A 19656-nucleotide genomic window follows, 5' to 3' on the forward strand; every position below is an offset into this window, starting at 1 on the left:
CAACTGTCTCCGCATTCATCGCAGCTTGTGGCTTGCACCAGCCCTGCCCGCTATACTTCCCGGCTTTTCCTGAATAAATGCCTATAGGGTCCCGCCGCGCATGGATAAGACCTACCAGCCGCACGCCATTGAAACTTCCTGGTACAACACCTGGGAGTCCGAGAATTATTTCGCTCCGCAAGGCGCGGGCGATTCCTACACCATCATGATCCCGCCGCCGAATGTCACCGGCAGCCTGCACATGGGCCACGGTTTCAACAACGCGATCATGGACGCCCTGATCCGTTTCCGTCGCATGCAAGGTCGTAATACGTTGTGGCAACCGGGCACCGACCACGCCGGTATCGCCACCCAGATGTTGGTGGAGCGCCGCCTCGAAGCCCAGGGCCAGAACCGTCATGACCTGGGTCGCGAAAAATTCCTGGAGAAAGTCTGGGAATGGAAAGAGGAGTCCGGCGGTAACATCACCCGCCAGATCCGCCGCCTCGGTTCGTCCGTGGACTGGAGCCGCGAGCGCTTCACCATGGACGACGGCCTCTCGGAAGCGGTGAAGGAAGCCTTCGTGCGCCTGCATGAAGACGGTCTGATTTACCGCGGCAAGCGCCTGGTCAACTGGGACACCAAGCTGCACACGGCGATTTCCGACCTCGAAGTGGAGAACCACGACGAGAAGGGTTTCCTGTGGAACCTGAAGTACCCGCTGGCCGACGGCGCCAAAACCGCCGAAGGCAAGGATTACCTGATCGTTGCCACTACCCGTCCGGAAACCATGCTCGGCGACGCTGCCGTGGCGGTGAACCCGAACGACGAGCGCTATAAGGCATTGATCGGCAAGTTTGTCGAGCTGCCGTTGGTGGGCCGTCGTATTCCGATCATCGGCGACGATTATTGCGACCCTGAATTCGGCACCGGTTGCGTGAAAATCACCCCGGCCCACGATTTCAACGACTACGAAGTCGGCAAGCGCCACAACCTGCCGCTGCTGAACATCTTCGACAAGAACGCCAATGTCTTGCCAGCAGCCCAGGTATTCAACCTCGATGGCACGCTGAACGAGAACGTCGACGGCCAGATTCCGGCCGAATACGCCGGCCTTGACCGCTTCGAGGCACGCAAACAGATCGTCGCAGCGTTCGATGCCGCCGGCCTGCTGGTGAGCGTCGATGATCACGCCCTGAAAGTCCCGAAAGGCGACCGTTCCGGCACCATCATCGAGCCGTGGCTGACCGATCAATGGTACGTGTCCACCAAGCCATTGGCCGAGCCGGCGATTGCCGCCGTGGAAGACGGCCGCATCCAGTTCGTGCCCAAGCAATACGAAAACATGTACTTCTCGTGGATGCGCGACATCCAGGATTGGTGCATCAGTCGTCAGCTGTGGTGGGGGCATCGCATCCCGGCCTGGTACGACGAGTCGGGCAAGGTCTACGTTGGCCGTGATGAAGCCGAAGTCCGCGCCAAGCACAACCTCGGCCCGGACGTTGCCCTGCAACAGGACAACGACGTGCTCGATACCTGGTTCAGCTCCGGCCTGTGGACCTTCTCCACCCTAGGCTGGCCGCAGCAGACCGAATTCCTGAAGAAATTCCACTCCACCGACGTGCTGGTCACCGGCTTCGACATCATTTTCTTCTGGGTCGCCCGGATGATCATGATGACCATGCACTTGATGAAAAACGAAGACGGTACCCCGCAGGTGCCGTTCAAGACCGTTTACGTCCATGGCCTGGTGCGCGACGGCCAGGGCCAGAAGATGTCCAAGTCCAAGGGCAACGTCCTGGATCCGCTGGACATCATCGACGGCATCGACTTGGAAACCCTGGTGCAGAAACGCACCTCCGGCCTGATGCAGCCAAAACTGGCGAAGAAGATCGAGAAAGCCACCCGCGAAGAGTTCGCGGACGGCATCGCCAGCTACGGCACCGATGCCCTGCGTTTCACTTTCTGTTCGCTGGCATCCACCGGCCGCGACATCAAGTTCGACATGGGCCGCGTCGAAGGCTATCGCAACTTCTGCAACAAGATCTGGAACGCCGCGCGTTACGTGTTGGATAAAGGCGAAGATTGCGGCCAGAACGGCGAAGCCTACGAGCTGACCCTGGCGGATCGCTGGATCATTTCCCAGCTGCAACGCACCGAAGCCGAAGTAACCCGCCAGCTCGACCAGTTCCGTTTCGACCTGGCGGCGCAAGCGCTGTACGAGTTCATCTGGAACCAGTATTGCGACTGGTACCTGGAACTGTCCAAGCCGGTTTTGTGGGACGAAAACGCTCCGGTCGAGCGCCAGCGCGGCACCCGTCGCACCTTGGTTCGGGTATTGGAAGTGGCCTTGCGCCTGGCGCATCCGTTCATGCCGTTCATCACCGAGGAAATCTGGCAGCGCGTCGCGCCGCTGGCTGGTGCACAGGGCAAGACGATCATGCTGCAACCGTGGCCGGTGGCCAACGAGAGCCGCATCGATCCGGCGGCCGAAGACGACATCGAGTGGCTGAAGACCTTCATGCTCGGCCTGCGCAACATCCGCGCCGAAATGAACATCGGCCCGGGCAAGCCGCTGACCCTGTTCCTCAAAAACGCCAGCGCCGAAGACCTGCGCCGCCTCAACGAGAACGAAGCGCTGCTCAAGAAGCTGGCGAAGCTTGAATCGGTGACCGTGCTGGCTGCCGGCGAAGAGGCGCCGCTGTCGGCCACCGCGTTGGTTGGCGAGATGGAAGTGCTGGTGCCGATGGCCGGGCTGATCGATAAGGCCGCCGAACTGGCGCGCCTGGACAAGGAAATCCTGCGCCTGAAGGGTGAAGTCCAGCGCGTTGGCGGCAAGCTGTCGAACGCCGGCTTTGTCGACAAGGCGCCGGCCGAAGTCATCGAGAAGGAACGGGCCAAGTTGGCCGAGGCTGAGCTGGCCCTGGGCAAGCTGGCCGAGCAACACGCGCGGATTTCCAGTCTGTAACGGTTGTTCGCAATGAAAAGGGAGGTCCAGCTGGACCTCCTTTTTTATGCCTGCCACTTTTCTTTCAGGATCGCCCCCTGTGGGAGCGAGCTTGCTCGCGATGGCGGCGGGTCAGCTTGCATCAGCGCTGGATGTGCCGCTGTCATCGCGAGCAAGCTCGCTCCCACATTTAACCCGCGCAGTCATCAAGAACGGACCAGATGTGGGACAATGCTCGCCACTTTTTGACCAGCCCCGAATCGACCCGCCCATGACCGCCCCTCGCACACCCAAGCCTGCCCGCCAGAAGCCCAAGCCTGCCACCGAGGCCAAGGCGCCACGGGAGAAAGCCAGCCTGCACCCGCGCAACCGCCACCAGGGCCGTTATGACTTTGCAGCGCTGATCAAGAGCACGCCCGAACTGGCGAGGTTCGTAATCATCAACCCCTACGGCAAGGAAAGCATCGATTTCGCCAGCCCTGAAGCCGTGCGGGTGTTCAACCGGGCGCTGCTCAAATCGTTTTACGGCATCGCGCATTGGGACATTCCCGCTGACTACCTGTGCCCGCCGGTGCCAGGGCGTGCGGACTATGTGCATTTTCTCGCCGATCTGCTCGCCAGCCACAACGAAGGTGAAATCCCCCGCGGGGCTGCGGTAAAGGTGCTGGATATCGGCACCGGCGCCAATTGCGTCTATCCGCTGATCGGCTACAGCGATTACCGCTGGCATTTCCTCGGCTCGGAGATCGATCCGACGGCGATTGCCTCGGCCAAGACGATCGTGCAGTCCAACGGGCTGACCAAGGCCATCCAGTTGCGCCAGCAAACCAACCGCAAGCAGATTCTGCTGGGCCTTCTGGAAAGCGCCGAACGCTTCGACCTGACGATGTGCAACCCACCGTTTCACGCCTCCCTGGAAGAAGCGACCAAGGGCAGCCAGCGCAAATGGCGCGCGCTGGGCAAAGCGGATCCGAAGCGCAAGTTACCGGTGCTGAACTTCGGCGGCCAGGCGGCGGAGTTGTGGTGCGAGGGCGGCGAGGCGCGGTTTGTCACGCAACTGATCAGCGAAAGCGCACAGGTGGCGGGCCAAGTGTTGTGGTTCAGCACCCTGGTATCGAAGGCGTCGAACCTGCCGGCCATCGAGACAGCGCTGAAAAAGGCGGGGGCCTTGCATAGTCAGGTGGTGGAAATGTCCCAGGGACAAAAACAGAGCCGCTTCGTGGCCTGGACCTTCCAGACCGAGGCACAGCAACAGGCTTGGGGCCAGTCGCGTTGGGTTCGCAAGGGCTGAGTGGAGCCACCCAATACAAAGTACTCGCAGTTGGGGCTGCTGCGCAGCCCAGCGGGAGCAAGCTCCCTCGCCACGGGTTGACTGCGACAGCATTGCCGTCTCACTGGTTTTTCCAAGGCAATAAAAAACCGTGCCCGGATCGCTCCGCGGCACGGTTTTTATCGGGCGGTCTTACTTGTTGACCGCGTCGGTCAGGCCTTTGGCCACAACCAGCTTGATCACTTTCTTGGCCGGGATTTCGATGGCTGCGCCAGTCGAAGGGTTGCGACCGGTACGGGCAGGACGCTCGGTGACTTTCAGCTTGCCAACGCCTGGCAAGGTCAGTTCGCCGCCGTTTTCCAGCTGATCGGCAACGACTTGGCCCAGTTGGTCCAGCAGAGCACGCACGGTAGCTTTAGGTGCGTCTACAGATTCAGCCAAATCAGCGATCAGTTGGTCTTTAGTAAGAGCCATGTAGTGTTCCTTCCCTATCAAATTCATATGGATTGCAGAGTGCAGTGTCAGCCATCGAGCCCGATCTGTCTGATCAGCCGCCCTCGGTCATCACCACGACGGATCGGGGTAATAGATGCCGAAATCCGGGTTTGGTTCGACCTGACAAATGCTGAATGCACGCTTAACGCAGTGACATCGCGTAAGACCGGGCAAAACTAGCACAACGCCTGTGAAATATCCGCCTCTACCTACCCATTTGGTCAGCTTTATTGCGCTAAATCGGTAAAAAAATGCTCGCAGGGTGTCGGAAGGGTCTGAAAGGGCCTTCGACGCGTTGCAAAACCAGTGATTGCGGTACACTGAGCCCTTTTTCGGGGAGCGCGCCCTCCTCTCTTTCACCAGCCGAGAAATCCATGCCGATCCGTCATTGCATCGTCCACCTGATCGACAAAAAACCCGACGGCACGCCTGCTGTGCTTCATGCCCGCGACTCTGAACTCGCCGAATCCACGGCCATCGAGAACATGCTCGCCGATCTCAACGAGAGCTATAACGCCAAGCAAGGCAAGGCCTGGGGATTTTTCCATGCCGAGTCCGGCGCGCATCCGTTCAGCGGCTGGCTGAAGGAGTACCTGGACGGCGGTAAGGACTTCACCGCCTTCAGTCGTGTGGCGGTGGAACACCTGCAAAAACTGATGGAAGAGTCCAACCTGTCGGTAGGCGGCCACGTGCTGTTTGCCCACTACCAACAGGGCATGACCGATTACCTGGCCATCGCCCTGCTGCACCACAGCGAAGGCGTGGCAGTCACCGACGAGCTGGACGTGACCCCGTCCCGCCACCTGGACCTGGGCCAGTTGCACCTGGCGGCGCGGATCAACGTGTCGGAATGGCAGAACAATAAGCAATCCAAACAGTACATCTCGTTCATCAAGGGCAAGAATGGCAAGAAAGTCTCGGAGTACTTCCGCGACTTCATCGGCTGCCAGGAAGGCGTCGACGGCCCCGGCGAGACCCGTACCCTGCTCAAGGCCTTCAGTGACTTCGTCGAAAGCGAGGACCTGCCGGAAGACGATGCCCGGGAAAAGACCAAGACCCTGGTGGACTACGCCAGCAGCCAGGCCAAGCTCGGTGAGCCGATGGGCCTGGAAGAACTGTCCGAACTGATCGATGAAGAGCGTCCGAAAGCCTTCTACGATCACATCCGAAACAAGGACTATGGCCTGTCGCCGGAGATCCCCGCCGATAAACGCACCCTCAACCAGTTCCGCCGCTTCACCGGGCGCGCCGAAGGCTTGTCCATCAGCTTCGAAGCGCACTTGCTGGGCTCGAAGATTGAGTATGACGAAGAGGCTGGGACGTTGATCATCAAGGGGTTGCCGACTTCGTTGACTGATCAGCTCAAGCGTCGTAATTGATATTCAGCACAGCCACTGAGTATCGCCTCAACAGCACGCCATCGATGCCCCGCGATGGCGTTGTTTAAATCCCCGTGAGCTGGAAAACGGTCGCCCAGAATACATGGACGCCGTTGGTCGGCACTGTCAAGTTCTACAGTATTATTACCTTTGATGCACCAGATAAGTTTATATGCGTCCAGCTGCCGCGCGGCTGGATGACCCCATGACCGAATAGTACGTGGAGCATATAAAAATGAAATCGAATCATCGTCGTCCAATCTTCCGTATGCAACAGGTAGCCCGTCTTGGCCTGTTAAGTTTAATGGTATCAATCTATGCCGAGTCAGCTTTTGCCGCCCCCTATACTTGTGTATACCTTACGATTCAAGGCGTACAACAAGGACCCCCTATTCAAATCAACGCAACTACGTACCCAGACGCCGTGAACCAAGCGAGAAATTTTTTTAGGACGCAGCCTTTTTTCAATGCTACGAGCAATTGGATTAGCTGCAGCCCTTGACCCACTCCCAACCAACGCCCAAAGCAACCGCTTTGGGCGTTTGGATAAACCTTATCTTCCCCTCGAACATCAAATCGGATTACAACCTGCCGCCACTGCCGCGTCATGGGAAACGTTGGATCTGAAGGGTTCCATATTCCACTCCGATTTATTGCGTGAGATAGTGAAGTGACAAGCCAGTTGGCGACGCATTCCACCGCCATCATTATTTACCCAGCGCGGATCGTCACCGTATCTTTTTACCAATTCTGCATACACCGCGTCTGTGCTTTGCGACGTGGCCATGCGGCCCCTGTCGGTAGGAACGACAGACAGGCTCCACTCGTCTTTCCGTGTGCCAGGGTCATAGCGCTTTATCCATTTGGCGTAGTTGATGTATCCGTCCATTGGATCGGCCATCTTGATGGCTTGGTCTGCCGCTTTGAAAACAAAACTGGCATCTTGGGCCCGGGTACCAGGCAACGTCATTGCAATAACAGGCACTAGAACTCTTGTTGTCGAATAATAATCCCTTTGATCATACTGGGCATCTGCCAACCCCCCCGGCAGGTAAAAGAAGGCTTTTATTGGCAACGTCTCAGGCCGGCTGACGTCCCACGCAGCCGTAGCCAACCTCATTTCATTTTGTTGATGAATGGTTCCGTTGTCACCCAGGCTCATTGCTTTGATGGCCTCGTTGAAAGAGACGGTCGCCTTTTCATTGGCATCGTCTTTTACATTGAAGCCGCACTGACTGAAATTACTGTGACCATCGGCCACTCTCTTTTCGTACCATTGCTGTGCTGTATAGATGCCCTGCCGATGGCAGAGGTCGCTGTTTGATTTGGCGCCTCGAGCGACGCCGCAGCCATTTTCAGCCCGAACGTCAGTTACACCGTCCACCGGAAACATGCATAAGACGGCAACTCTTTGCCTTCCCACAGGCGCAAACAACGGAGGAAATATAATAAAACCGTTATTCTCGTCGCGAACCAATCTTCTGAATTCCGCATCAGCTCTTAGGTAGGAAAATGAAAACCCTCCACTCGCGACAGCTGGGGGGCTAGGCGCCCAGGACTTATAGGCAGTAGAAGGAATTGTCGCCCGAAAAATAATACCGCTGCATAAGAAACCCGGCATAGAAGCTGTGCCGCAATTAACAGGCGTGTCGTTATAGAGCGTCTTCAATTCATAAGCGACCTGTGCCCCAGAAGTCTCCAATGCTTGGACCACTGAGGCAAATGACAGCGACAACCCAAAACCAGTTGATATCAGAGCTTGCGCTAAATATCTCATGTCAACCTCTCTTACTAAAGATTAAAACAAGAGCACCGCCAACTCTCTCAATAACGCGGCGCCACACGGGACGAATTCGCTAGGTATTATTGCAACCTGCTGCCACGGCTTTTTCATGGGTGGTATAAGGGCGAAATGGCTCAAGATTCCATACATCCTTTGTACGCACGGTAGAAATCAAACACACCAGTTGCCGGCGCATCCCTCCACCGTCCCGTTCTTTCCACTCGGCACTGTTGCCATAATTACGCAACATTTCACTGTAGAACGCCTCGGTTTGTCCGGCCCCGATTGATCTCCCGCAGTCCGTCGGAATGACCGATAGCGTCCAAGCCTGCGCATTCAAACCCGGGTCAAAACGTTTCTCCCAAGAAGCCGAATCGATATATCGTTTACAAACGACATCTCCCAGCGAGGCCTGGTCAGCACTACTGTATGTAAACGTTGCGTCTTGCCCCGGGGTGGCGGGGAAGGCCAGTTTAATAACGGGCACAAATCTCCCGCCATCGGCATAAAATGCTCGCTGGTCTTTTTTAGCGAATTCCACCCCCCCAGTCAAATAAAAAAACGCTTGTATTGGAAGTTGCTCAGCTAGCCCAGAAGGCCATGCTGCGATCCGTAGTTCGTTATTACTGCGACCAGCGTTGCCGAAGTTTTCGTCCTCTGTATATTTCATGGAACGAAGCGTCGCTTTAAATGCCTCGGCACCTTTTCCCTGTGGATTTGCCGCTACGTTAAATCCGCAGGCACGATAATGGGAGCTCCCATTATTTCGGTAATGCGTATTCCATTGCTCAGCGGTAGTTATGCCAAGGTTCTGACAGTAGTCTTCAACCTGAGGTGTTGACGTAAAGTCACCACAGCCGGCCGAAAGCCGGAGATGACTCCCGGCATCAACAGGAAACGCGCAAAGCACGCTGGCCCTGGTCATCGTGCTGACCGGCTTCAGGAACTCCGGATAAAGGATATAACCATTTTTATGGTTAGACGCCAGGGAGTTGAACTTCGCATCTTTCCGTAAGAATGAAAAAGACGTGCCGCCCTGAGCAGTTGATTGGGGGCTCGGATCCCAAGCCCTGTAGTTGTCGGAATATATCGTACCTCGCAGGATGACGCCCGAACATAAAAAGGAAGGTCTGCTGACTGCTCCGCAATCGGTCGTCAGATCGTTATAATTTCGCCTCAACTGATCTGCGACTTCAACGCCACGTTGCTCCGGAGTCGCGTAGGGCAATAGCGTTGCGCCGCATAACGTCAACCATGCGGAAGCCGCTGACACGATATATATATATTTCATAGCGCACCCGTTCTTTAACTTTCCACCCACAGTGAAACGCAGCGCTCAAGCGCCGCCCACTGTCGAAACTGACAGTTTTTAGAACTGATCCGCTATAAACGATGGGGGAAATCAAACAGAAAACGCTAGACGCGGCCCGTCCGTTGCGCTGGCCAATTAGGATTTTCTTCGACCGGCAGGCAATAACGGAATCCTGGAAACCGCTATTGCCTGGTCATGGAGTGGATTGAAGCTTCAAGCTGGATGGGAGGTGCTTCAGTTATGTGGACGAAAGACTGAAACCCATCCGCGGAAAATGCACATGCACTGCTCCGGCGCGCTCATCTTCGCGACGCAAGATCAGCTCCTCACTGCCTGCAAACAACAACTCCCCGGCCACCGGATCGACCCCATAGTCAGTCGCGGCGACCACTACCTGCTGCCCCACCACAAAGCCATTTGGCTCATTGAACAATTCATCCGGCAACGCTGCCGGCGTCGCGTTCCGGGCCACGTCCAACGCCTCTTCGGAGCTCATCTCTTTCGGCGCGCCATGACCGAAAACCCGACAGCCAAGCCGATACCGCAGGGTATTCGTCCACCAACGGCGAAGTGACGGGCGTGCCCTTGAGGAACCACAGCGGATGAGCCATGGCAAAGTCGGCAATCGAAGGATCACCCAGCAGGAAATCCCCCTCTTCGCGCTGCAACTGCTGCTCAAGCCGCGCCATGATCGCCGGCCATTGGTGCTTGGCCTGCTCGGCGGACAAGCGCGTGGCCGTGCCGCCACTGAACAGGCCAGCGCGGTCGCTGATGAACGCCTTGATCGCTTCAGGCGGCAACTTGGCAAAACGCACCGCCACCGACTCCGGCTGAAACACCAGACTCACCGCATGCTGGAATACCACCGAATCGGCCCACGCCGCAAAGGACGCCGCGATCATTTCACGACCTTCAGGGAACAGCGCCGGCGAGGCTTTTTCCTGCTCCAACCGACGGGCCATCAAGGCGGTGTCGCAATAGATATCCGCGCCGATTTGCAGGACCGGTGTCTTGCGGTAGCCGCCGGTGAGCGCGGTCAGGTCGGGCTTGGGCATCATCGGCGGGATGTTCACCGAGCGCCAGGCCAAGCCTTTATAACCCAGCAGCAGGCGGGCTTTTTCCGCGAAAGGAGATGTCGGGTAATGGTGAAGAATCAGCTCTGACATGAGATTCGCCAATGCAGGTAGGAAGTCCCGCACTTTAGCGCGCCAAGGAACAACAGCCTACCGGCGTGATGAAGGACTATCAGCGCGGTTGATCAAGAGCCGTTGCGCTGGCTACCAGGCATTCCTTGGCGCTCTTCCTGAGCTTCTTGATCAGCCGTTCCTGGCGCAGGGCCTCGCCCTGGTCGCGGCAGGCTTCGGTGTACACCAGCGCCACGGCCGGGCTGGAAAGAAAAAAGCGCGCGCCCTTGCCGCTTTGATGCTTGGCGAAGCGCCGCACCGGGTCATCGCTGATGCCGCAGTACAACGAGCCATTGGCGGCCCGCACCAGGTAGACGAACCAGGGCTTGCCCGGCTCGGTCGCCTCGGGCACGCACAGTTCGGAAGATTCGTTGGCGGTCGTCACGGATGTTCAACAAGCAGGTAGGAAACAAGCCGCGATCTTATCAGCGACTGGCCTGGAACGCCCGCAGCCCCTTGAGGGCCTGCGCCCTGACAGCGTTGCGCACCAGCGGCGTCCAGCCCAGCAAGAGACCCTTGGCGCCCAAAGCCTGGCGAGACCAGCGCCACAGATCGAAATTGTCGTGGTGCTCGCAGATCTTGTCATCGCGAAACACAAAGCGCGCCTGGATATCGTTGACCACGATATTGCCGGTCTGGCTGAACAGGTACGTTGCCACCCAATGGGCGCCGCCGCTGCGCTCGTCGCTGCGCACATTGTCGAACGTCAGGGAAAAATCCTTGGCCCGAGTGGTCAACATGCGCCACATGTCACCGGCATCGCGCCCGCGCAGTTCGCCGAACGCCGGATCGCTGAACACCACGTCATCGGTATAACAAGCGCTCATGGCCTCGGCATCCAAGCGTTGGAAGGCCTGGTAGAAACGGGAGATCAGGGCGTTATGGGCATCACTCATGGACAGGCTCCGGGAAACGGTTCGACAGGCCTGCACGATAATCCCCCGCCGCCGGGAAGACCATCGTCATTCGCCATGAAAATGATATCAATGAGGCTCGGTGACTCTTTCGCTGACCACGCCGACGTACAGAGCCCGACCGGCACCGATTCCCGCGATGATCGCCCCCAGGCCAATCACGCCGAAGATCCAGCCCAGAGCACTCCAGCCGCCAGTCCAGTCATGTACCACGCCCACCGCGAACGGCCCCAGGGACGCCAGCGTGTAACCAAAACCCTGGGCCATGCTCGAAAGGTTCGCGGCCACGTGGGCGTCGCGCGAGCGCAATACGATCAGGGTAAGGGCCAGGCTGAACGTCGCGCCCTGCCCCAACCCCAACAAGATCGCCCAGCCCCACAGGCCCTCGATAGGGGCATAGAGGCAACCGAACAGACCGCCGAGGGCCATGACCATCACAATCACGATGGCGAGCCGTTGGTCCTTGCCGCGCGTTGCCAGCCATGGCGCCGCCAGCGAGCTGATCAATTGCACGATCACCGAACCGGACAGCACCAGCCCGGCCTGGGTTGGCGTCAGGCCCCGGCCGATGAGAATCGACGGCAGCCAACCGAATACGATGTAGGCCAGGGAAGACTGCAACCCCATGTACAACGTCACCTGCCAGGCCAATGGATCACGCAGCAGACCGCGGACACGATAGGCCACGTTGTGAGCGCCGTGCTTGTGCCCCACTTGCGGTAACCAGAACACCGCGGCCAATAGCGCAGGCAGCATCCAGAAACCCAGGCCAAGCGACCAGCTATCGCCCATTCGTTCGCTCAAAGGCACCGTAGCCCCGGCCGCCATCGCGGCGCCCAGGCACAGCGCCATGGTGTAGACACCGGTCATGGCCCCAGCCTGTTTGGCGAAGTCGCGCTTGACGATGCCCGGCAGCAGCACGCCGATCACGCCAATGCTGGCACCTGCCAGGATGCTACCGGCGAACAGCCCGAACTGGCCGAACGAACTGCGCAGAATGATCCCGCCAGCCAACGTGAGCAAAATCCCCAACACGACGCGCTCTGCGCCAAAACGCCGAGCCAGAACCGGAGCCAGCGGTGCAAACAACCCCAGGCAAAGCACGGGCAGCGTAGTCAGCAGGCCCGCTTGGGCAGCCGACAGTCCAAGGCTTTTTGATACATCACTGAGCAGCGGCGCCATACTCGACAGAGCCGGACGCAGGTTCAGCGCCACCAAAATCAGCCCGAGCAACAACAGCCAGGGCCGGCGCACCAATGGATGGTTCTGCTGGGCTTGCTCATCGTCGGCTTCGGCGTCGATCAGCAGTTCTTCGAGTTCGGCGGCACGTTTGTGCGTCGTCGCGGTGGCGTGGTCAAGCGGGTCGCGGGACATGGAAAGCTCTGGTTCAGGGTTCATTGATCAACTGCCGGCAAAGGGCCTTGGCCCGCTCCGGCTCCTGTCGTTCGACGGCGTCGAGGATTTCGACATGCAGGTCGAACACGTGTTGATGGCGAGGAATGACGTTGAGGCTCTGGCGCAACTGCGCGCCGATCACGCTGGAAAAATAACGATAGAGCTCGCTGAGGGCCGGGTTATGCGCGGCATCCACCAGAAGCCGATGGAAAATCAGGTCGCAGGCGATGTAGTGCTCCAGGTCGCCGTGGTAATGCTCTGCGCTGGTTTTCAGCGCCTGGCGCAAGGCAGCCAAATCCGCCTCGGTGCGCCGCAGCGCCGCCAGGCCAATGGCCTCCACTTCCAGGATGTGCCGGGTTTCCCTCGCCTGCTCCAGTGAGCAGCGCGACAACGCCTTGAGCGTGTCCAGCGGATCGACCACCGCCCGCACATAGCTGCCGTCGCCCTGACGGATTTCGATCAACCCGGAAAACGCCAGCACGCGCATGGCTTCGCGCACGGTGTTGCGGCTGATGCCCAACTCGGCAACCAGCTCCGGCTCGGTGGGCAGGCGCTGGCCGACGACCCACACGCCGTCGCTGATGCGTTGGCGCAATTGCTCCAGGGCCTGATCGACCAACGAGCGCTTTATCAATGGAGAAATGTCGGACATGGGCTTCGCCTTTTCATCCAATCATGGGATGAATTTTCTGACATGTTAGTCAGCTTCGTGTAGGACAGCAACCGCCTACGTTTTATTGGAGGTAAAAGATCCTGAAATTTCGATTGGACATAATTACCCAATATGGGTAATTTCAGAAACAGGGCAAATGACTTCTTATGGAAAAGAGCACACCCCATTACGACCTGGCGGTGGTCAAGGTCGAGACTCGAAGGTTGGGAAGCAAGGCCTTCACGCTAAGTGCGCGGGAGGGCGGCAGAAGGATGTCGCTGAGTCTTCCCCAAATGCTGCGAATCGTTAAATTGCTCGCATACAGAATGCTGCACAAATCAATGACGACCTACGCCGATCACCGAATCTGGCAAGACGTCTATCACACATCATTTCAGGATCGGGAGATCTACATCAAAGTGTCCTATCGCCCCGGCGGTGGGCATCCGGTGATCTCCTTCAAGGAGAAAAACCAATGAAAACCCAGCAATGCGTCAGCTGCGGCACTCTCGAAGCGATGCATCACTTCCAAGGCCGTACATTTGCGGTCGACTATAAGCAGGTTACCCGGCAAGTATCCGACACCGCCGGATGGGAATGCCGGGTCTGCGGGGAAATCGAATTCGATCACGACACTGACAGTGCCGAGCGTTACTCCAAGGCCAGCGACCTGTTGCTCGAAGATTATGCGCTGGCCATAGGTGCGGAAATCAAACGCATCCGGCGCAAACTGCACCTCACGCAGAAAGACGCAGTGAAGCTGTTGTCGGGAGGCGGACACAACGCCTTCTCCCGCTATGAGCGCGGCGAAGTCGCCCCGGCTCAATCGCTGTTCGTGCTGATGCGGCTGCTTGATCGCCATCCGCATCTGATGGCTGAGGTCGTTGCGCTGAGTGACGGAGCCGATTTGCAGCGACTGCTGTCGAGTCGCCATGGGGAACGCGACACGGCGGATCTCTGACCTGCGGACAAAAATAAACCCGGACAAGTCCGGGTCTATTTCGCCGCCTGATCAGATCAATGCAGGATCTGGCTCAGGAACAGCTTGGTGCGGTCGTTCTGCGGGTTGTCGAAGAAGTCGTTCGGCGCGGCCTGTTCGACGATTTCACCCTTGTCCATGAAGATCACACGGTTCGCCACGGTACGGGCGAAGCCCATTTCGTGGGTTACGCAGAGCATGGTCATGCCGTCTTCGGCCAGGCCGATCATGGTGTCCAGAACCTCTTTCACCATTTCCGGGTCGAGGGCCGAAGTCGGCTCGTCGAACAACATGATTTTCGGCTTCATGCATAGGGCGCGGGCAATCGCCACGCGCTGTTGCTGACCACCGGAGAGCTGACCCGGGTATTTGTGCGCCTGCTCTGGAATGCGAACGCGCTCCAGATAGTGCATGGCGATTTCCTCGGCCTTGCGCTTGGGCATCTTGCGCACCCACATGGGCGCCAGGGTGCAATTCTGCAGAATGGTCAGGTGCGGGAACAGGTTAAAGTGCTGGAACACCATGCCGACTTCACGACGGATCGCTTCGATCTGCTTGAGGTCGTTGGTCAGCTCGACGCCGTCGACCACGATGCGACCCTGCTGGTGCTCTTCCAGGCGGTTGAGGCAGCGGATAGTCGTGGACTTGCCGGAACCCGACGGGCCGCACAGCACGATGCGCTCGCCCTGCTTGACGTTCAGGTTGATATCTTTCAACACGTGGAACTGGCCGTACCACTTGTTCACGCCCTGCATCTGAATAATGCCTTCAGGGCTCACAGGCTGTTTGATCGCTTCACTCATGAGTCAACTCCTAACGCTTGTGGCCAGTGTCCAGCTTGCGTTCCAAATGCATGGAATAGCGGGACATACCAAAACAGAAAATCCAGAACACCAGGGCGGCGAACACATAGCCTTCAGTGGCCATGCCCAGCCATTTCGGGTCGGCGGCAGCTTGTTTCACGCTGTTGAGCAGGTCGAACAGGCCGATGATGATCACCAGGCTCGTGTCCTTGAACAACGCGATAAACGTGTTGACGATCCCCGGGATCACCATTTTCAGGGCTTGCGGCAGAATCACCAGGCCCATGCTGCGCCAGTACCCCAGGCCCATCGCCGCGGCCGCTTCGTACTGCCCCTTGGGAATCGCTTGCAGGCCACCGCGAACCACTTCGGCCACGTAGGCCGACTGGAACAGGATCACGCCGATCAGCGCCCGCAGCAGCTTGTCGAAGTTCATGCCTTCAGGCAGGAACAACGGCAGCATGACCGAGGACATGAACAGCACTGTGATCAACGGCACGCCGCGCCAGAACTCGATGAACGTCACGCAGACCACGCGGATCGCCGGCAGGTTGGAGCGACGGCCAAGCGCAAGGACGATACCCAGCGGCAAGGCTCCGGCGATGCCGACGGTGGCAATCACCAGAGTCAGCATCAGGCCGCCCCACTGGCTGGTCGCCACGGTATCCAGGCCCAGCACGCCGCCGTGCAACAGGCACCAGGCGATGATCGGGTACAGCACGAGGAAGCTCAGGCCGTAGATCGCCTTGCGCGGGAAGCGCGAGATGAACAGTGGCGCCACGCCGATCACGGCCAGCCACACGGTCAGGTCCACGCGCCAGCGCAGGCCCGTCGGGTAATAGCCGTACATGAACTGGCCGAAACGCTGCTGGATGAACACCCAGCAAGCGCCTTCCTTGGTGCAGTCGGCCTGGGTGGTGCCGACCCAGTTGGCATCCAGGATCGTCCATTGCAGGATAGGCGGAATGATCAGGTAGATCAGGTAGAACGCAAACAACGTCAACAGCGTGTTGAGCCAGCTGGAGAACATGTTGGCGCGCATCCATGCCACCACGCCGATACTGCTGCTCGGCGGTGGCATGTCGGGTTTGAAAGTATGAGATGTCATGCGCGTTTCCTCACCGCTCGATCAGCGCAATGCGCTTGTTGTACCAGTTCATCAGCAAGGAAATGCTGATACTGATCGCCAGGTACACGCTCATGGTGATCGCAATCACCTCGATGGCCTGGCCGGTCTGGTTCAACACCGTGCCGGCAAACAGCGAAACCATTTCCGGGTAACCGATACCAGCCGCCAGGGAAGAGTTCTTCGCCAGGTTCAGGTATTGGCTGGTCAAGGGCGGAATGATTACACGCAGGGCTTGCGGGATGATGACTTTGCGCAAGGTCGGACCGTTGCGCAGCCCCAGGGAACGGGCCGCCTCGGTCTGGCCATGGCTGACCGACTTGATGCCCGAGCGCACGATCTCGGCGATGAACGCCGCGGTGTACACGGTCAAGGCCAGGGTCAACGCAAGCAGCTCCGGGATCAACACCCAGCCGCCGACGAAGTTGAAGCCCTTGAGCTGTGGCATTTCCCAATGCACAGGCGCCCCGAAGACCAAAGCGCAGATTGCCGGGATCACCAGGAACAGCGCCAGGCCGACCCAGAATTTGTGAAACGGCTCGCCCGTCGCTTCGAAGCGCTTGTTGGCCCAGCGCGTCATCAGCACGATCGCGACAATCGCCAGCACGATGCTGATCACGAACGGCCAGAACCCATCGGCCACCAGCGCCGCCGGCATGTTCAGGCCCCGGCTGCTGACGAAGAACGTGTCACCGAAATTGTGGGCAGCCCGTGGTCCCGGCATGGTCAGGAATACGGCGAAGTACCAGAACAGGATTTGCAACAGCGGTGGGATGTTACGGAAAACCTCCACATAGACGGTCGCCAGCTTGGAGATGATCCAGTTCTGCGACAAGCGTGCGACGCCGATGATGAACCCCAGGATGGTCGCCAGGATCACGCCAATGAAGGTCACCAGGAGGGTGTTGAGCAGACCGATGACAAAGACGCGGGCATAACTGTCCGCTTCGGTGTAGTCGATCAGATGTTGGGCGATGCCGAACCCGGCACTGCGCTCCAGAAAACCGAAACCGGACGTGATGCCCCGGTGTTCCAGGTTGGTTTGTGTGTTATCGAACAGAAACCAGCCCAGCGAGATGACCGCCACGATGGTGACGATCTGAAATACCCACGCACGCACTCGTGGATCGCTGAGGCTGAACCTCTGCTTAGGTGCGCCGATTGAATTTTGCATGAAGTGCCCCGCAAAGAATGGAACAGAACATCACCCGGTGGTTGGCCCACCGGGTGATAGAACCATCAGCGCACTGGTGGTGCGTATTGGATGCCGCCTGCGTTCCACAGAGCGTTCAGACCGCGATCGATTTGCAGCGGGGTGTCTTTGCCGAGGTTGCGCTCGAACATTTCGCCGTAGTTGCCGACTTGCTTGACGATCTGCACGACCCAGTCCTTAGGCAGCTTCAGGTCTTTACCGTATTCACCGTCAGCGCCCAGCATACGAGCGACGTCAGGGTTCTTGGTGGACTTGGCTTCGGCTTCGACGTTCTTCGAAGTCACGCCTGCTTCTTCGGCATTGAGCATGGCGAAGCCAGTCCAACGCACGATAGCCAGCCACTCGTCGTCGCCGTTACGCACGACCGGGCCCAGAGGCTCCTTGGAAATGGTTTCCGGCAGAACCACGTAGTCCTTTGGCGAGGCCAGCTTGCTGCGCTGGGCGAACAGCTGGGACTTGTCGGAGGTCAGCACGTCGCAACGACCGGATTCCAGCGACTTGGCGCTTTCATCGGAGGTGTCGAAGGTGATCGGGGTGTACTTCAGGCCGTTGGCGCGGAAGTAGTCGGATACGTTCAGTTCGGTGGTGGTACCGGCCTGGATGCAGATGGTTGCACCGTCCAGTTCTTTGGCGCTCTTGACGCCCAGTTTGCTGTTGGCCAGGAAACCGATGCCGTCATAGTAGGTGATGAAGCCAGGAAACTTCAGGCCCATGCCCGCATCACGGGAGCTGGTCATGGTGGAGTTGCGCGACAGCACGTCGATTTCGCCCGATTGCAGCGCGGTGAAGCGCTCCTTGGCGTTCAACTGGCTGAACTTGACCTTGGTCGCATCGCCAAATACCGCAGCGGCAACGGCACGGCAGAAGTCAGCGTCGATACCGACGATCTTGCCGGTGGAATCTGGCACCGAGAAGCCCGGCAAGCCATCACTTACACCACATTGCACAAAACCTTTCTTCTGCACGGCATCCAGGGTTGCACCCGCCTGAGCGAACCCGCTGACGCCGAGGACTGCTGCTGCAGTCACGACTGCCAGGGTGGATTTCAGTAACTTCATTCAAACCTCCAGTTTTGCTCTTGTTGTGTCGGAGCTTGAGCCCTGTCGCACCCTTTTGAGGCATTGCCGACCCCTGTTGGCTTTTTTTAGGGTCGACCGACGTCTGGGCCTTCGCTATGAGTCTATTAATGAGAGCGCCCATCAACAGCGGCCTGCTCACTTCTCACCAATCGGCCGAACGGGCTGTAGCCCTTCACGTTCGCGAAGCCCGTAGCGGCTATTGGCGAACATCCATCACCGGATTTCTGATATCCCATGCGTCGCGTCTAGCTGATAGTGTTACCGCGCAGCGTGAGAATCATCACTCAGCTACCCCATAGCAAAGCCCGTACCATACCGCTGCGCTTACCCCATACCGGGTACGTCAAGACAAAAAGTTGTAGCATTGCGACATGTAATTAACTGAGGCACCAAGCGCGCACCGTAACCATGCACTGATCGAGCGCGCCCGCACATTTTTGGAGCACACCATGACCGACCCCTTGATTCTCGAGCCTTCTGGCACCGCCGATGCCTGCATTATCTGGCTCCACGGCCTGGGCGCCGATCGCTACGACTTCATGCCGGTAGCCGAAATGTTGCAGCAAAGCCTGCTCACCACACGTTTCGTCCTGCCTCAAGCACCCACTCAGCCCGTCACCATCAATGGTGGCTATGCCATGCCAAGCTGGTACGACATCCGCGCCCTGAGCCCGGCTCGAGCCATTGACGAAGATCAACTCGAAACCTCGGCCCAGCGGGTCATCGACCTGATGGAAGCCCAGCGATCCAGCGGAATAGACGCTTCGCGAATCTTCCTCGCGGGTTTTTCCCAAGGTGGCGCGGTGGTCTATCACACCGCATTCGTCAAATGGCAGGGGCCCCTGGGGGGCGTTATCGCGCTGTCCACATATGCGCCAACTTTCAGCGAGGAATTGCAACTCTCTGCCAGCCAGCAGCGCATCCCGGTACTGGCGTTGCACGGACAATACGACGAGGTGGTGCTCAACCCGATGGGCCGGACGGCGAAAGAGTATCTGAAGCAGCATGGTGTCACCGTGACATGGCAGGAATACCCAATGGGCCACGAAGTGTTACCCGAGGAGATCCGCGACATCGGCGCCTGGCTGGATAAGCAGTTGCGCTAAGAGGCCTATCGCACGCCAGCGCTTTGATGAACACACTACG

At 58.4% G+C, this 19656-nt stretch carries 17 protein-coding genes and 1 pseudogene; 6 read left to right on the top strand and 12 right to left on the bottom strand.

Annotation, left to right across the window (positions count from 1 at the left end; all coding sequences use genetic code 11):
• Window positions 1–100 precede the first annotated feature (100 nt).
• On the top strand, window positions 101–2947 hold the full coding sequence (locus M1D68_RS20265; protein WP_457968114.1) for a valine--tRNA ligase: 2847 nt from the start codon (window positions 101–103) through the stop codon (window positions 2945–2947).
• 250 nt (window positions 2948–3197) lie between these two features.
• The gene (gene rlmF / locus M1D68_RS20270; RefSeq protein WP_420765368.1) at window positions 3198–4217 is read left to right on the top strand and encodes a 23S rRNA (adenine(1618)-N(6))-methyltransferase RlmF; all 1020 of its coding nucleotides are present in this window, start codon (window positions 3198–3200) and stop codon (window positions 4215–4217) included.
• Window positions 4218–4388: 171 nt separating this feature from the next.
• On the opposite strand, the gene M1D68_RS20275 is transcribed toward rlmF, so the two are convergent.
• A complete protein-coding gene (locus M1D68_RS20275; RefSeq protein WP_030139622.1) occupies window positions 4389–4670 on the bottom strand; it encodes an HU family DNA-binding protein in 282 nt (93 codons plus the stop codon).
• A 395-nt stretch (window positions 4671–5065) separates the two neighbouring features.
• Between M1D68_RS20275 and yejK the strand changes: the two genes are divergently transcribed.
• Window positions 5066–6070 carry a nucleoid-associated protein YejK gene (gene yejK, locus M1D68_RS20280; protein WP_030139623.1) on the top strand — a complete coding sequence of 335 codons (1005 nt, stop codon included), beginning with the start codon at window positions 5066–5068 and terminating at the stop codon, window positions 6068–6070.
• Between the two features lie 571 nt (window positions 6071–6641).
• Here yejK and M1D68_RS20285 read toward each other — a convergent pair.
• From M1D68_RS20285 to M1D68_RS20315, 7 genes and pseudogenes are all read right to left on the bottom strand, one after another.
• Window positions 6642–7847 carry a DUF2599 domain-containing protein gene (locus M1D68_RS20285; protein WP_457968115.1) on the bottom strand — a complete coding sequence of 402 codons (1206 nt, stop codon included), beginning with the start codon at window positions 7845–7847 and terminating at the stop codon, window positions 6642–6644.
• Between the two features lie 79 nt (window positions 7848–7926).
• Window positions 7927–9144, bottom strand: a complete 1218-nt coding sequence (locus M1D68_RS20290; protein WP_434560465.1) for a DUF2599 domain-containing protein — start codon at window positions 9142–9144, stop codon at window positions 7927–7929.
• Window positions 9145–9403: 259 nt separating this feature from the next.
• Window positions 9404–10331, bottom strand: a pseudogene (locus M1D68_RS20295) (glutathione S-transferase family protein).
• A gap of 79 nt (window positions 10332–10410) precedes the next feature.
• On the bottom strand, window positions 10411–10734 hold the full coding sequence (locus tag M1D68_RS20300) for a GIY-YIG nuclease family protein (RefSeq protein ID WP_457968116.1): 324 nt from the start codon (window positions 10732–10734) through the stop codon (window positions 10411–10413).
• 40 nt (window positions 10735–10774) lie between these two features.
• Window positions 10775–11245: a nuclear transport factor 2 family protein gene (locus M1D68_RS20305; protein WP_457968117.1), complete on the bottom strand. Its 471-nt coding sequence runs from the start codon at window positions 11243–11245 to the stop codon at window positions 10775–10777.
• A gap of 87 nt (window positions 11246–11332) precedes the next feature.
• Window positions 11333–12661, bottom strand: coding sequence for a CynX/NimT family MFS transporter (locus tag M1D68_RS20310; protein WP_420765373.1), 1329 nt, complete (start codon window positions 12659–12661; stop codon window positions 11333–11335).
• Window positions 12651–13310: a FadR/GntR family transcriptional regulator gene (locus M1D68_RS20315; RefSeq protein ID WP_457968118.1), complete on the bottom strand. Its 660-nt coding sequence runs from the start codon at window positions 13308–13310 to the stop codon at window positions 12651–12653. Before M1D68_RS20315 ends, M1D68_RS20310 begins: the two co-directional genes overlap by 11 nt.
• Window positions 13311–13477: 167 nt before the next feature.
• On the opposite strand from M1D68_RS20315, the gene M1D68_RS20320 reads away from it, so the two are divergent.
• Both M1D68_RS20320 and M1D68_RS20325 read left to right on the top strand, forming a co-directional pair.
• On the top strand, window positions 13478–13789 hold the full coding sequence (locus M1D68_RS20320; protein ID WP_457968119.1) for a type II toxin-antitoxin system MqsR family toxin: 312 nt from the start codon (window positions 13478–13480) through the stop codon (window positions 13787–13789).
• A complete protein-coding gene (locus M1D68_RS20325) occupies window positions 13786–14271 on the top strand; it encodes a type II toxin-antitoxin system MqsA family antitoxin (RefSeq protein ID WP_457968120.1) in 486 nt (161 codons plus the stop codon). The genes M1D68_RS20320 and M1D68_RS20325 overlap by 4 nt, the downstream gene beginning before the upstream one ends.
• 56 nt (window positions 14272–14327) lie before the next feature.
• Here the strand turns inward: M1D68_RS20325 and M1D68_RS20330 are convergent, their stop codons facing one another.
• The 4 genes from M1D68_RS20330 to M1D68_RS20345 all read right to left on the bottom strand — a co-directional run bounded on the left by M1D68_RS20330 (window position 14328) and on the right by M1D68_RS20345 (window position 18489).
• Window positions 14328–15092, bottom strand: a complete 765-nt coding sequence (locus tag M1D68_RS20330) for an amino acid ABC transporter ATP-binding protein (RefSeq protein ID WP_003178331.1) — start codon at window positions 15090–15092, stop codon at window positions 14328–14330.
• A gap of 10 nt (window positions 15093–15102) precedes the next feature.
• On the bottom strand, window positions 15103–16200 hold the full coding sequence (locus M1D68_RS20335) for an amino acid ABC transporter permease (RefSeq protein ID WP_457968121.1): 1098 nt from the start codon (window positions 16198–16200) through the stop codon (window positions 15103–15105).
• Window positions 16201–16210: 10 nt separating this feature from the next.
• Window positions 16211–17392, bottom strand: a complete 1182-nt coding sequence (locus tag M1D68_RS20340) for an amino acid ABC transporter permease (RefSeq protein ID WP_420765378.1) — start codon at window positions 17390–17392, stop codon at window positions 16211–16213.
• 65 nt (window positions 17393–17457) lie between these two features.
• Window positions 17458–18489: an amino acid ABC transporter substrate-binding protein gene (locus tag M1D68_RS20345; RefSeq protein WP_186610954.1), complete on the bottom strand. Its 1032-nt coding sequence runs from the start codon at window positions 18487–18489 to the stop codon at window positions 17458–17460.
• Window positions 18490–18959: 470 nt separating this feature from the next.
• Between M1D68_RS20345 and M1D68_RS20350 the strand changes: the two genes are divergently transcribed.
• Window positions 18960–19616, top strand: a complete 657-nt coding sequence (locus tag M1D68_RS20350) for an alpha/beta hydrolase (protein ID WP_445570842.1) — start codon at window positions 18960–18962, stop codon at window positions 19614–19616.
• Window positions 19617–19656: the final 40 nt, after the last annotated feature.

This window comes from Pseudomonas sp. R4-84 (genome assembly GCF_054130985.1).